The following is a 12,953-nucleotide window of genomic DNA, read 5'->3' as shown; positions in this document are numbered from 1 at the left end:
ATATGTTAGGATTAGGTGGCTTTACTCGTGATCTCGGAATAGACTTAGGAACTGCAAATACATTAGTATACGTGAAGGGAAAAGGTGTTGTTGTGCGCGAGCCTTCCGTTGTCGCGATGCAGACGGATACAAAGCAAATCGTGGCAGTCGGTAACGATGCTAAGCAAATGATCGGACGTACACCAGGAAATGTTGTGGCACTTCGCCCGATGCGAGACGGTGTAATTGCAGATTATGAAACAACAGCAACGATGATGAAATATTATATTAGACAAGCACAAAAATCGAACGGTTTCTTTTCGCGCAAACCATATGTGATGGTTTGTGTGCCATCTGGAATTACAGCTGTAGAGAAGAGAGCTGTAATTGATGCGACACGTCAGGCTGGTGCACGTGATGCGTATCCGATTGAAGAGCCGTTTGCGGCAGCAATTGGTGCAAATTTACCTGTATGGGAACCGACTGGCAGCATGGTCGTAGATATCGGTGGCGGTACAACAGAAGTAGCGATTATCTCGCTCGGCGGAATTGTAACGAGTCAATCGATTCGCGTAGCAGGTGATGAGATGGATGAAGCAATTATCCAGTATATTAAGAAGAATTATAATTTGATGATTGGTGAGCGGACAGCTGAAACGTTGAAGCTGGAAGTTGGTTCTGCTGGTACTGGAGAGGGCATTGAACCGATAGAAATCCGTGGACGTGACCTGATTACAGGATTGCCGAAGACAGTATTGATTCGAGCAGAGGAAATCGCAGATGCGTTGAAGGATACGGTGGCGGCCATCGTTGAATCTGTAAAGAATACACTTGAGAAGACACCTCCTGAGTTGGCAGCAGACATTATGGATCGCGGTATTGTATTAACAGGTGGAGGAGCGCTGCTTCGCAATTTGGACAAGGTCATTAGTGACGAAACAAAAATGCCTGTGCTTGTAGCAGAAAATCCTCTTGACTGCGTGGCAATCGGAACAGGAAAAGCGCTTGATAATATCGATTTGTTTAAAACAAAACTAAGCTGATTAAGAGGGTGTAAGTGTGCCGCAGTTTTTCTTAAACAAACGGTTGATCGTTTTATTAGTAAGCATTATCCTTCTTGTAGCACTAATCGGTATTTCCTTAAAAGAGAGGCAACGGTTAACTTGGCCGGAGCAATTTATACAGGATACAGTTGGAGTAATGGAACGGGTCTTGGAAAAACCTGCGCACGCTGTGGCGGGTTTTTTCGAGAGTATTGAAGATATCAAACATACATATGAAGAAAACCAACTGCTAAAGGAAAAGTTGGATAAGTATGCGAAGCTTTCAGTGGATGTTAAGAATTTACAGCAGGATAACGAAGAGCTGCGGGCTATTTTAGGGAAAAAAGATTCTCTTGATGATTATAACCCATTGCAAGCCACAATCATTGGACGGAACCCTGATAAATGGTATGATTTAGTTGCAATTGATAAGGGAGAGCAGCAAGGTGTGAAAAAGGATATGGCGGTTATTACAGAAAAAGGGCTCATAGGCAAGATAAAGAGTGTATCGCAGTTTACCTCTACGGTTGAGCTACTTAGTTCCTTAAATCGTACAAATCGTATTTCCGCCGTTGCGCAGGGCGATGAAAAAGTATTTGGCTTAATTGAAGGATATGATACAGAAAAGCAGATGCTCATCTTTACAAAAATTCCATCAGATGCACAGGTAAAGAAGGGGCAGTACGTTGAAACATCTGGTCTTGGCGGCATTTTTCCAAGAGGGCTTGTTATCGGGCAAATTACTGATGTAACGCCGGATGAGTATGGCTTAACACAAACTGCTTATGTCAAACCTGCTGCTGATTTAAATGATATCGATCATGTTATAGTAGTAAAACGGACGATGCCTACAGCAGAAGCAGAGCTGCAAGAGTAGGGGGAGAAACAAATGCAAAAATGGATTCTTTCCCTGTTTCTTGTCGCTGTCTTTTTGCTTGAGAATGTATTTTCCTTTAGTTTTCCTGCAGATTTCCTATGGAAAGGGAGCATAGCGGTTCCTCACTTTTTGATTATCGTGCTATTCTTTATAGCTATATATTATCATTCGTTACAGGCTGTATATTTTTCTTTATTGTTCGGTTTTTTGTTTGATGTTGTAAATACGGAACTTATTGGTATTTACTTATTTCTTTATCCTGTATTGACTTATCTGGTTATTAATGCAATGAGAATTTTGCAGGTCAATGTATTCATAGTCTCAGTACTGGTATTAGTAGGAGTTACAGCTTTAGAATACGCGGTGTATGGATTGCTGCTGCTACTTGGGCAAGTGGATTTGACGCCGGGCATATTTTTTGAAAAGCGAATCCTTGCTACTCTCGTTTTAAACGGTATATTTTTACTGCTGTTTTGTGTCCCGCTGAAAAAATATTTCTTGCGTCTTGCTGAGGCGAGAGAAGAAAAATAAAAAGGATTTTCTGACTTTGTGTCGAAATGAATCGGTGGGGTGAGCGTTAGTGAAGGAACGAAAGCAACCATATGTAACAATTAAAGGAACAAAGGACGGTTTAACGTTACATCTTGATGATACCTGTTCTTTTGACGAGTTATTACAAGAGCTTGAGGAGCGGTTGTCTACAGCGTTATATGATAGCGGTGAACGCTCACTGATTGAAGTGCATGTAAAGGTGGGCAACCGCTATTTGACAGGAAAGCAGGAGGAAGCTCTGCGTACTCTTGTTCGAAATAAAAAGAATCTTGTAGTCAACGAAGTGGAAAGTAACGTAGTCACAAAGGAACAGGCATTAGAGTGGAAACGGGAGACAGAGATTGCATCTGTTACGAGAATTATTCGCTCCGGTCAAGTTCTTCATGTAAAAGGGGACTTACTATTAATCGGGGATGTGAATCCGGGAGGAACCGTCATTGCTGGCGGTAATATCTTTATTATCGGGGCTTTACGAGGTATTGCCCATGCTGGATATTCCGGTGATAAGCAAGCTGTTATCGCAGCGTCAATCATGAATCCGTTACAGCTCCGAATTAGTGATGTGACGAATCGAACCCCCGATTATAAAGGGAAAGAGAACGAAATGGAATGCGCATATGTTAACCAAAACAACCAAATTATGGTCGACCGCATTCAAATTCTTACTCACCTCAGACCTAATTTAACAAGGTTAGAAAGGGGAATCATATAGCTGTGGGAGAGGCAATTGTTATTACATCTGGAAAAGGCGGAGTCGGGAAAACAACGAGCTCTGCAAATCTTGGAACAGCCCTCGCTTTATCCGGCAAAAAGGTCTGCCTTGTCGATACAGACATCGGACTCCGCAACTTGGATGTCGTGATGGGACTAGAAAACCGTATTGTGTTTGACCTTGTAGACGTAGTGGAAGGCCGCTGCCGTTTGCCGCAGGCTTTGATTAAGGACAAACGATTTGAAGAATTATACTTGTTGCCTGCTGCCCAAACGAGCGATAAGTCAGCGGTCACACCAGAGCAGATGATTGATATTATTCGTCAGCTCCGCCAAGATTTTGATTACGTATTAATCGACTGTCCAGCCGGAATTGAGCAAGGCTTTAAGAATGCTGTTGCAGGAGCTGACAAGGCGATCGTTGTCACAACACCTGAGGTTTCTTCTATGCGCGATGCAGACCGTATCATCGGACTGTTAGAAAAAAATGAAGAAATTGAGCCTCCTAAGCTTATTATTAACCGCGTTCGCAGTCATATGCTGAAAAATCAAGAGATGCTCGATGTAGATGAAATTGTGCGAACCCTTTCTATTGAGTTAATTGGGATCGTTGAGGACGATGAAGAAGTTATCAAGGCTACAAATAAGGGAGAACCAGTAGCTCTTATTCCGAATGGCAAAGCTTCTATAGCATATCGCAATATTGCTCGCAGATTGCTTGGAGAGTCTGTCCCTCTTCAATCATTGGAGCAAGAAAAAGGGACAGTTTTAACAAAAGTGAAGAAATTTTTTGGTATTCGCTAAACATCTCGCGGACAAGCGCGGGATGTTTTTCTTTTATACTTTAAATAAGTATAAATTTCCAGTTGGAAGTGAATTCAACGTAGTCGGAAATTTTAGGAATACAGTATAAGTGCAACTAGGACATGTTCGCTTTAAAAAAGGTCTATGCTGAGACGAATATCTCCTCTGGACAACTCATACATATGTACAAACTATGTAAATGAGGAAGGGGACAGCATGCGGAAAAGGAAAATTGAAGACATTCGTAAGAGAATTGCTAAGCGAAAAGCGGAACAACAGCGACATGTGGAGCAGCAGCGTTATGCACCCTTTGAACAAGTAGAAGAACTGTTTCCAGAACTAGGTGAAGGGGAAGCAGAGTTTGGAGATGAGTTTGGAGATGAGTTTGGACATGTTGTGTTTGAGGAACCAAAGGAGGAGACACGTTCGTTATTTCGAAAGGAAGTGTTTCTCATGCAGCTGCTCTGTTCCGTTGCTCTTGTGCTAGGGACAGGTATTGTGTTTAAAAGTAATAATCCGTCTTTAGAACAGGCTCGTACAGTTGTCCAAAAGGCCATGCAAGAGGAATTTCAATTTGCTACCGTTTCTAATTGGTATGAGCAGCAATTTGGCAAGCCGCTTACTTTGCTGCCAACTTCTCAGACGCAATCAACGCAGAAGGAGAAGAACTATGCTGTGCCTGCGTCTGGAAAGGTGTTGCAAAGCTTTAAAGCGAACGGGCAAGGCGTGTTTGTACAAACAAACATTAATGCCCCGGTAGATGCTATGAATGAAGGGGTGGCTGTATTTGTGGGGAAGAAAGAAGGACTCGGAAATACAATTATCATTCAGCATGCTGACGGAACAGAATCATGGTACGGCAATTTATCAGAAGCAACAGTCGCACTTTATGATTATGTAAAACAAAAGCAAAAAATCGGTGTAGTCGCAAACAGTGAAGACGGAAAATCAGGTACCTTTTATTTTGCTTTGAAGAAGGAGAACCAATTTATTGATCCGATTCAGGTGATATCATTTGAATAGATATATAGAGACATTCACAAAGGTGACGATTCATCCATTGTTTTGGGCTTTGATAGCAATCGGAGTATTGACTGCTCATTTTAAGGAGCTGCTTGTGTTATTTGGAATTGTATTAGTGCATGAGCTAGGACATGGTCTAGCAGCTGCTCATTTCCGCTGGCGGATTAAAAGAATTCAGCTGTTGCCGTTCGGTGGAGTGGCAGAGCTTGAGGAGCACGGCAACAAGCCTTTAAAGGAAGAATGCATTGTTGTGTTAGCGGGGCCTCTTCAGCATATTTGGATGGGCTTAGCGGTTTATGGTTTATACACTGGAGGTTGGATTTCAGAAGCATCCTACTCTTTTTTTATGTGGAATAATATGACTATTTTCTTTTTTAATCTTCTCCCAATTTGGCCGCTTGATGGCGGAAAGCTTGTATTAAATATTTACTCGGCCTTCGTTCCATTTTTGCAGGCACATCGCTTAACGCTTCTTACGTCTGGAGCTTGTTTCCTAGGCCTAACGGTTGCCGCTCTCCTTTGGAATGCTTCTAATGTAACGATGTGGATTGTTGTCATTTTTTTAGCCGTGTCTCTATACTTAGAATGGAAGCAACGACAATATATCTTCGTTCGTTTTTTATTAGAGCGTTACTATGGGAAAAAACGGGATATTGAAAAGCTCACTCTCATTAACGCTAATGCAAATGATCCGCTTTATACCGTATTCATGCAATTCCGCCGGGGATATAAGCATTCGGTTGTTATTAAAGGGAAGGAACGGCAGCAATATACGTTAGACGAAAATGAGCTGCTATACGCATATTTCACAGAAAAGCGAATCAGCTCCTCAATAGGAGAACTTATTAGCTAGTGTTGACGCAGACACTAGCCTTTTTGTATGGTAAAGAAAACTCGCCGATTAGCGAGCCCTGCCCTTGAGCGAAGACAGAGGCGTAGTTGCCCTTATACTGTATTCCTAAAATTTCTCGCTACGTCGAATGATCTTCCAGTTAGAAATTTATATGTTCTTACAGTGTAAAGAAAACTCGCCGATTGGCGGGCCCTGCCCTTGGGCGAAGACAGAGGCGTAGTTGCTCTTATACTGTATTCCTAAAATTTCTCGCTACGTCGAATGATCTTCCAGCTAGAAATTTATATGTTCTTACAGTGTAAAGAAAACTCGCCGATTGGCGGGCCCTGCCCTTGGGCAAAATGTATACTTTTAAAGTGTCAAAGGAAAAGCGGATACAGTCTGTTCACATCCGCTAGACAAGAAGAAAAGAGGTAAAAAAGTGAGAACGCTATATATGAATCTGCTTGGAGAAGAAAAACGTATTGCGGTAGAAGAGGACGGCAAGCTGGCAGAGCTTTTTTTACATCGCCCTAACAAGGAAGAGATTGTCGGGAATATATATCGGGGGCGTGTTGTCAATGTATTGCCGGGCATGCAGGCTGCGTTTGTGGATATTGGAATGGAAAAGCACGCATATCTCCGCCGCGAGGATCTTCTATCCTTTACAGAGGGGGCATCCATCAGCCAGCTAGTGCATCAAGGACAGCAAATTATTGTGCAGGTTGTGAAGGAAGCTATGGATACAAAGGGTCCGAAGGTTACAACTAAGATAGAGTTCCCAGGAAAATATGTTGTTTATATCCCATCTGACTCATATTCTGCGGTATCCAAAAAAATTCGAAACGAAGGAAAGCGAAATGAATTACTGCAGCTCGGAAAACAGGGAGGCTTTGTGTTTCGTTCCGCCTGCGAAACGGCTCCTATTGCACATGTGCAAGCTGAGATGGAGGAGCTTCGTCACACAGCTGAGGAGCTTCAGGAAAGCAGTCAAGAGAAGATACCATTTCTTCTCTACTCCTCACAATCGTTGTTTGCCCGTCTGTTCCGGGAGATTCCAACAGAAACCGTTTCCCATATCATTGTTGATGATCGCTTGAGCGTACGTGAGCTCGCTGAAAGAGTCAGTAAGGAGCGCGTTACTTTGTATACCGGAAAAGAAAACATATTCCACTCCTACGGCGTCGAGCATGAAATCGAGAAGGCATTAAAAAAAATTGTGTGGCTTGAAAATGGTTCATATCTTCTAATTGAGCAAACAGAAACGATGACAGTTATTGATGTAAATACAGGAAAATTTACAGGTAAGCAAACGCTGCAGGATACGGTGAGAAAAACGAATGAGGCGGCTGCTATAGAAATTGCAAGGCAGTTGCGGCTTCGTGATATTGGCGGCATGATTTTAATTGATTTTATTAATATGAAGAATGAGCATGATAAAGAAACCGTGCGTAATCTATTGATATCTGCTTTAAAGCGAGATCATACGCCAACAAGGGTGTTCGGATTCACCGCACTTGGCATTTTAGAGGTAACAAGAAAGCGGAAGAGAAAGCCGCTGCGTGATATGCTTGAGTCTTCATGTGGAAGTTGTAATGGTCGCGGCTTCGTTTCTTCTTCTGAAACGGAGGCGTATCGTTTACAACGTGAGCTGCTTGCTTACAAGGGGACGGATTACGAAGCGGTCCTTGTCGAGTGCAGCCCAGAGGTGCAGGCAATCTTCCGAGACAGTCGGCTGCAGGAGGCCTTGACGGTAGAGGTATATTTTATAGATAGTGCATCGTCTGTGTGCCATATTCGTCATATGGGAACAAGACAAGAGGTTATGCAGCGAAGATTGTAAAATCCATGTTGACAGAGTGCTTCTATCTATGATAGGATTCTTTTGTTATAGTTTATAGCACCTATGGCTATATGCTACAACCGCACGCATTAGGTTTTCAAAGACAGATGTCTACCGATTGCGGCGAGTCTGAGTATACTTATGAGGAGGTGCAATTATGTACGCAATCATCGAAACAGGTGGAAAACAAATCAAAGTTGAAGAAGGTCAAGCAATCTACGTAGAAAAGCTTGGCGTTGAAGCTGGTGAAACAGTTACTTTCGACAAAGTTCTTTTTGTTGGTGGTGAAAACGTGAAGGTTGGAAGCCCAGTAGTAGCTGGCGCAACTGTAACAGCGAAGGTTGAGAAAGAAGGCCGCGCGAAAAAAATCATCGTTTTCAAATACAAAGCGAAAAAGAACCAACGCAAAAAGCAAGGTCATCGTCAACCATACACGAAGCTTGTGATTGAAAAAATCAACGCATAAGATATGATACAGGTTACGATACATCGCGAAAAAACAAACGCTATTGGTTCATTTACGATGAAGGGACATGCCAATTATGCACCGCATGGACAAGATCTTGTTTGTGCCGGCGCTTCAGCTGTTGTGTTCGGTTCGATTAACGCAGTGGAGGCGCTCACAGGCGCAGTGGCAACCATCGAGCTTGGAAAGGACGGCGGCTTTCTGAAGTATGAGCTCCCAAGTGATTTGGAGAACAATTCATTTGAGAAAGCACAGCTTCTTTTAGAAGGGATGCTCGTTTCTTTACAAACAATCGAAATGGACTATGGCAAATATATTCGCATAAAAGAAATCAAGCAGGAGGTGTAAATCATGTTAAGATTAGATCTTCAGTTTTTCGCATCTAAGAAGGGTGTAGGTAGCACAAAGAACGGTCGTGACTCCATCTCTAAGCGTCTTGGCGCTAAGCGTGCAGACGGTCAGTTGGTAACAGGCGGATCTATCCTTTACCGTCAACGCGGTACTAAGATTTATCCAGGTGTAAACGTTGGCCGTGGCGGCGACGACACTCTATTCGCGAAGGTTGACGGCGTTGTACGCTTCGAGCGTCTTGGCCGTGACCGCAAACAAGTGAGCGTATATCCTGTTGCTCAAGAAGCATAATAAACTCACGGAAAACTCTAACCTGAGTGCAGGTTAGAGTTTTTCTATATTAAAGAGGGGTAAACCGATGGATAAAAAGTGGACGGTTCTAGATGCTTTGCGACATTCGCGTCACGATTGGCTGAATCGATTGCAGCTGGTCAAAGCGCATCTTTCACTTGGTAGTACAGAGCGCGTGCATGAGCTTATCGAAGAATTCGTAGGTGAATCGCAGCAGGAAGCGCGTCTGATGAATTTGAAAACACCTCTGTTTGCCGAGCTTTTGCTTACCTATAGCTGGGAACCTCAACCATGCTCCTTGGAATACGAAATACTAAGTGACATACATACCTTATCCCATTTAGATGAAGAACTAACAGCTTGGACGAAACGATTCCTCTCTGTATTGCATCCTTGCTTAGATCAGCGTAAAGAAAATCACCTTTGCGTAACGGTTGATCAGGAGGAGGAAGATATTCGTTTCTTTTTTGATTTTCGTGGAAAGCTAACCTCTATAGAGAAGATGACACAATGGCTTGCAAAGCAGGAAAGCAGTGTGTTTTCTGTTTCATATTCATTAGACAACGAAGAAGGATCAGTTGCGCTGCAGCTGAAAGAAAAATAAAGAGTGGTGAAATTATGTTCGTCGATCAGGTCAAGATTTATGTAAAAGGCGGCGATGGTGGGAATGGAATGGTAGCATTCCGCCGCGAGAAATATGTACCAGAGGGTGGTCCAGCAGGCGGTGACGGCGGCAAGGGTGCTGACGTTGTATTTATCGTCGATGAAGGATTACGCACGTTGATGGACTTCCGTTATCAAAGGCATTTTAAGGCACCGCGCGGTGAGCACGGTATGAGTAAAGGCCAGCATGGTAAGAATGCTCAGGATATGGTTGTCAAGGTACCGCCGGGAACAGTGGTAATGGATGAGGATACAGGTCAGACGATCGCTGATTTGGTCACGCATGGCCAAAAGGCTGTTGTCGCCAAGGGTGGACGAGGCGGTCGCGGTAATACTCGTTTTGCAACACCGGCAAATCCTGCGCCAGAAATCGCAGAAAACGGTGAGCCGGGGCAAGAGCGTAATTTGACGTTGGAATTAAAGGTGTTGGCTGATGTAGGACTTGTCGGTTTTCCAAGCGTTGGGAAGTCTACTCTGCTATCTGTTGTATCAGCAGCACGTCCAAAAATTGCAGCATATCATTTCACAACGATCGTTCCGAATCTAGGTGTGGTTGAGACTGAGGATAGTCGCAGCTTTGTTATGGCTGATTTGCCGGGATTGATTGAAGGCGCACACGAGGGAGTCGGACTTGGACATCAATTTTTAAGGCATATCGAGCGTACGCGTGTAATTGTACACATCATTGATATGTCTGGAATGGAAGGACGCGATCCATACGAGGACTATGTGACGATCAATAACGAGTTGAAGGAGTACAATCTGCGACTCACTGAACGTCCACAAATTATCGTAGCGAATAAAATGGACATTCCAGAAGCGGAAGAAAACCTGCGTATTTTTAAAGAGCAGGTAGGGGATGATGTGAAAATTTTCCCGATTTCGGCTGTTTCTCGCCAAGGATTGCGTGACTTGTTATTTACAATTGCTGATCTTCTTGAAACAACACCTGAATTCCCGCTTGAAGAAATTGGGCAGGAAGCAACAAATGTGATGTACAAGTTCCAAAAAGAAGAGAAGCCGTTTACGATTACACGCGATAGTGATGGTGCTTGGGTACTGTCTGGTGCGGAGCTGGAAAAGCTGTTTAAGATGACAGACTTCTCCCGTGATGAGTCGATTCGCCGTTTCTCTCGTCAAATGCGCGGTATGGGCATTGATGAAGCGCTGCGCGAGCGCGGAGCAAAAGATGGAGATACCGTGCGAATTATGAAATATGAGTTTGAATTTATTGAGTAGAGCTGCCAAACATAGGCAGCTTTTTTGTGCTATGGGAATTGATACTTTCTTACAGTTCATTTTACACTGTAAGAAAGTATCAATTTCCAGCTAGACGCGAATTAGACGTAGTCGGAAATTTTAGGAATACAATATAAGGGCAACTACGCCTCTGTCTTCGCCCAAGAGCAGGGCTCGCCAATCGGCGAGTTTTCTTTATTTTGTTTTACAAAACGAATAAACTATTTAATAAGCTGGTGGTATACTCTGTGGAAAATGAAAGAAATTTTCGGGATCATATTTCGCCTTTACTTCTCGAAGTCTTGCAAAGTTTGCACCGTAATATTCTCTTCCAAAATTTATCTTCTCCTCCGCCTCTAGCACGTTTTTGAGGGATGACTGTCTCTTAACCTGATAGGCATGTAACAACACCCCTGTTTTCATCTAACGTCAGCGAGTTTTCTTTATTATAATAAAAGAGGGGGGTGCTTCTCATGTACAAAATCCTAATTGTAGAAGATGATGAGAAAATTGCACGTATTTTAGAGGAGCATGTGCAAAAATATGGCTATAGCTCATATGTAGTGCAAAACTTTCAGGAGATTAAGCAGGAGTTTTTGATGTATAGTCCACATCTAGTACTTCTTGATGTGAATTTGCCATATTTTGATGGCTTTTATTGGTGCCGGCAAATTCGTACAGTGTCAAATGTACCCGTTTTATTTATTTCTGCGCGAACGGGAGATATGGATCAGGTAATAGCAATTGAGTATGGCGGTGATGACTATATTACAAAGCCATTCCATCTTGATGTTGTAATGGCAAAAATAAAGGGAGCACTGCGGAGAGTATATGGGGAATATGCGGCGAGAAATGAGCAGGATTCCTATGGCGTTAATGGGCTTTTACTTTTTCCTGCCCAGCATATGGTGCAATGGAACGATCGAAAAGTAGAACTAACAAAAAACGAATATAATTTACTGTCATGCCTAGTGAAAAAAGCCAATCAGTACGTCGCAAGAGAAGAACTGTTAGAAGCGCTTTGGGACGAAAGTGCGTTTGTTGATGATAATACGCTTACGGTTAATGTAAAGCGTGTTCGCAATAAATTGGAGGAACTTGGGATTATCGGTGCAATTGTGACAAAGAGGGGTTATGGATATTCTTTTACAAGTGAGTGGGGGGAAGAGCAGTGAAATATATGCGCGACTGGTTTCCTTTTCTCCTTATATACATTCTTAGTCATGTACTGTTTATTCTAGTTGTGCAGCTCGATTTATATGTTCATAGGAAGTCACTTGAGACGTCAACAACTCTATATGGAATCTCGTTATCAGCTTTTCTGCTTTTGCTGCTGCTAGGACAAGTCTATTGGAAACGAAGACGATTTATTAGGCAGCTTGAGCACTATGTTGCAGCGGGAACGGAACTCACGGATTCTTTTGCTATTCAAGAGCCGCCTTATCATGAGCAGAGGCTGCTGCTAGAGGCGTTAACTTCTATGAGACAGCAATATATGGACAGCATGCAGAAAAAGGAAGCAAAGGAGCAGCAACAGGTTATTTTCCTGAATCAATGGATTCATCAAATGAAGACCCCTGTTTCTGTTATTGAGCTGCTTGTGCAAAAGGGGCTTGCCGATAGTGGTGATGCTGAACTCCTCAAGCAAATTCGCGAGGAAAATGAACGAATTTTACAAGGGCTGGATTTGGCGCTGCAGCTGGCTAGGCTAGAAAGATTTGAAAAGGACTATAAAATTGAAAATCTCGATTTACGAGAATTTGTCCGGGCATTTATTAATGAGCATAAGAGACTTTTTATTCAGCATGGTGTATATCCGCGACTACAAGGGGCGGAACAGGAGTCTGTCATTCAAACAGACCGTAAGTGGTTGACAGCGGCATTATGGCAGATTGTCGGGAATGCGCTAAAGTATACGAGTATTAGCGGCAAGCAGCAGAAATACATAGAGCTACGCATTGAAAACAAAGACAATAAGAGTGAATTACATATTATTGATAACGGCATTGGGATTCCAAAACAGGATATTCGGAGGGTGTTTGAGCCTTTTTTTACAGGAGTGAACGGAAGAAAGACAAGAGAAGCAACAGGGATGGGCTTGTATATCGCTAAGCATGCCTGTGATAGGCTGGGCCATCGGCTTACTATTAGGTCCGAGGTTGGTGCAGGAACAACGGTAAGCTTTGCATTTACTAAGGATGAGGCTTACTATAATATGCTATCCCAGGTGACAAAAATGTAAGATAACTCGCGAATTTGTAAGGAGAATCACTCGTTTC

The 12,953-nt window shown here is 43.0% G+C and carries 16 protein-coding genes and 1 other annotated feature; of the genes, 15 read left to right on the top strand and 1 reads right to left on the bottom strand.

The annotated features are described in order from the left end of the window. The first annotated feature begins 2 nt into the window (after positions 1-2). The 13 genes from EP737_RS09400 to obgE all read left to right on the top strand — a co-directional run bounded on the left by EP737_RS09400 (position 3) and on the right by obgE (position 10,674). The gene (locus EP737_RS09400; protein ID WP_129727717.1) at positions 3-1,022 is read left to right on the top strand and encodes a rod shape-determining protein; all 1,020 of its coding nucleotides are present in this window, start codon (positions 3-5) and stop codon (positions 1,020-1,022) included. Between the two features lie 16 nt (positions 1,023-1,038). Continuing rightward, entirely contained in the window at positions 1,039-1,899 is an 861-nt protein-coding gene (gene mreC, locus EP737_RS09395) for a rod shape-determining protein MreC (protein WP_129727716.1), read from the top strand. 12 nt (positions 1,900-1,911) lie between these two features. Further along, on the top strand, positions 1,912-2,430 hold the full coding sequence (mreD, locus tag EP737_RS09390; protein WP_129727715.1) for a rod shape-determining protein MreD: 519 nt from the start codon (positions 1,912-1,914) through the stop codon (positions 2,428-2,430). Positions 2,431-2,479: 49 nt separating this feature from the next. Continuing rightward, positions 2,480-3,163, top strand: a complete 684-nt coding sequence (minC, locus tag EP737_RS09385; protein WP_129727714.1) for a septum site-determining protein MinC — start codon at positions 2,480-2,482, stop codon at positions 3,161-3,163. 2 nt (positions 3,164-3,165) lie between these two features. Then, positions 3,166-3,966 carry a septum site-determining protein MinD gene (gene minD, locus EP737_RS09380; protein WP_129727713.1) on the top strand — a complete coding sequence of 267 codons (801 nt, stop codon included), beginning with the start codon at positions 3,166-3,168 and terminating at the stop codon, positions 3,964-3,966. A 216-nt stretch (positions 3,967-4,182) separates the two neighbouring features. Then, the gene (locus tag EP737_RS09375; RefSeq protein ID WP_129727712.1) at positions 4,183-4,989 is read left to right on the top strand and encodes a M23 family metallopeptidase; all 807 of its coding nucleotides are present in this window, start codon (positions 4,183-4,185) and stop codon (positions 4,987-4,989) included. Further along, positions 4,982-5,842: a M50 family metallopeptidase gene (locus EP737_RS09370; protein ID WP_129727711.1), complete on the top strand. Its 861-nt coding sequence runs from the start codon at positions 4,982-4,984 to the stop codon at positions 5,840-5,842. Before EP737_RS09375 ends, EP737_RS09370 begins: the two co-directional genes overlap by 8 nt. Positions 5,843-6,263: 421 nt before the next feature. After that, positions 6,264-7,664 (top strand): Rne/Rng family ribonuclease, encoded by a 1,401-nt coding sequence (locus tag EP737_RS09365; protein ID WP_129727710.1) that lies wholly within the window; start codon positions 6,264-6,266, stop codon positions 7,662-7,664. A gap of 68 nt (positions 7,665-7,732) precedes the next feature. Further along, positions 7,733-7,805: a sequence feature (ribosomal protein L21 leader region), on the top strand. Between the two features lie 16 nt (positions 7,806-7,821). After that, the gene (gene rplU / locus EP737_RS09360) at positions 7,822-8,130 is read left to right on the top strand and encodes a 50S ribosomal protein L21 (protein WP_129727709.1); all 309 of its coding nucleotides are present in this window, start codon (positions 7,822-7,824) and stop codon (positions 8,128-8,130) included. Between the two features lie 3 nt (positions 8,131-8,133). Beyond that, the gene (locus tag EP737_RS09355; RefSeq protein WP_129727708.1) at positions 8,134-8,478 is read left to right on the top strand and encodes a ribosomal-processing cysteine protease Prp; all 345 of its coding nucleotides are present in this window, start codon (positions 8,134-8,136) and stop codon (positions 8,476-8,478) included. Positions 8,479-8,481: 3 nt separating this feature from the next. Next, positions 8,482-8,772 carry a 50S ribosomal protein L27 gene (gene rpmA / locus EP737_RS09350; protein WP_129727707.1) on the top strand — a complete coding sequence of 97 codons (291 nt, stop codon included), beginning with the start codon at positions 8,482-8,484 and terminating at the stop codon, positions 8,770-8,772. A gap of 67 nt (positions 8,773-8,839) precedes the next feature. Beyond that, positions 8,840-9,376 (top strand): sporulation initiation phosphotransferase B, encoded by a 537-nt coding sequence (locus tag EP737_RS09345; RefSeq protein ID WP_129727706.1) that lies wholly within the window; start codon positions 8,840-8,842, stop codon positions 9,374-9,376. Between the two features lie 14 nt (positions 9,377-9,390). After that, positions 9,391-10,674, top strand: coding sequence for a GTPase ObgE (gene obgE, locus EP737_RS09340; protein ID WP_129727705.1), 1,284 nt, complete (start codon positions 9,391-9,393; stop codon positions 10,672-10,674). A gap of 225 nt (positions 10,675-10,899) precedes the next feature. On the opposite strand, the gene EP737_RS26740 is transcribed toward obgE, so the two are convergent. Then, positions 10,900-11,097, bottom strand: a complete 198-nt coding sequence (locus EP737_RS26740) for a BBE domain-containing protein (protein WP_342772898.1) — start codon at positions 11,095-11,097, stop codon at positions 10,900-10,902. A gap of 50 nt (positions 11,098-11,147) precedes the next feature. Between EP737_RS26740 and EP737_RS09330 the strand changes: the two genes are divergently transcribed. Beyond that, complete coding sequence (locus EP737_RS09330) at positions 11,148-11,849, top strand: response regulator transcription factor (RefSeq protein ID WP_129727704.1); 702 nt, start codon at positions 11,148-11,150, stop codon at positions 11,847-11,849. A 5-nt stretch (positions 11,850-11,854) separates the two neighbouring features. Then, positions 11,855-12,916 carry a sensor histidine kinase gene (locus EP737_RS09325; RefSeq protein ID WP_129727879.1) on the top strand — a complete coding sequence of 354 codons (1,062 nt, stop codon included), beginning with the start codon at positions 11,855-11,857 and terminating at the stop codon, positions 12,914-12,916. Positions 12,917-12,953 lie beyond the last annotated feature (37 nt).

The sequence above is a fragment of the Ectobacillus funiculus genome (assembly GCF_004138295.1).
Classification (GTDB): Bacteria; Bacillota; Bacilli; order Bacillales; family Bacillaceae_G; genus Ectobacillus; species Ectobacillus funiculus.
This window is presented reverse-complemented; position numbering and strand designations above follow the sequence as displayed.

Excerpts from the sequence above, each read along its gene's own strand:
- obgE (WP_129727705.1), top strand. The coding sequence starts at position 9,391 with ATGTTCGTCGATCAGGTCAAGATTTATGTAAAAGGCGGCGATGGTGGG.
- EP737_RS09355 (WP_129727708.1), top strand. The coding sequence starts at position 8,134 with ATGATACAGGTTACGATACATCGCGAAAAAACAAACGCTATTGGTTCA.
- EP737_RS09330 (WP_129727704.1), top strand. The coding sequence starts at position 11,148 with ATGTACAAAATCCTAATTGTAGAAGATGATGAGAAAATTGCACGTATT.
- mreD (WP_129727715.1), top strand. The coding sequence starts at position 1,912 with ATGCAAAAATGGATTCTTTCCCTGTTTCTTGTCGCTGTCTTTTTGCTT.
- rpmA (WP_129727707.1), top strand. The coding sequence starts at position 8,482 with ATGTTAAGATTAGATCTTCAGTTTTTCGCATCTAAGAAGGGTGTAGGT.
- EP737_RS09375 (WP_129727712.1), top strand. The coding sequence starts at position 4,183 with ATGCGGAAAAGGAAAATTGAAGACATTCGTAAGAGAATTGCTAAGCGA.
- EP737_RS09345 (WP_129727706.1), top strand. The coding sequence starts at position 8,840 with ATGGATAAAAAGTGGACGGTTCTAGATGCTTTGCGACATTCGCGTCAC.
- rplU (WP_129727709.1), top strand. The coding sequence starts at position 7,822 with ATGTACGCAATCATCGAAACAGGTGGAAAACAAATCAAAGTTGAAGAA.
- EP737_RS09325 (WP_129727879.1), top strand. The coding sequence starts at position 11,855 with ATGCGCGACTGGTTTCCTTTTCTCCTTATATACATTCTTAGTCATGTA.
- EP737_RS09400 (WP_129727717.1), top strand. The coding sequence starts at position 3 with ATGTTAGGATTAGGTGGCTTTACTCGTGATCTCGGAATAGACTTAGGA.
- EP737_RS26740 (WP_342772898.1), bottom strand. The coding sequence starts at position 11,097 with ATGAAAACAGGGGTGTTGTTACATGCCTATCAGGTTAAGAGACAGTCA.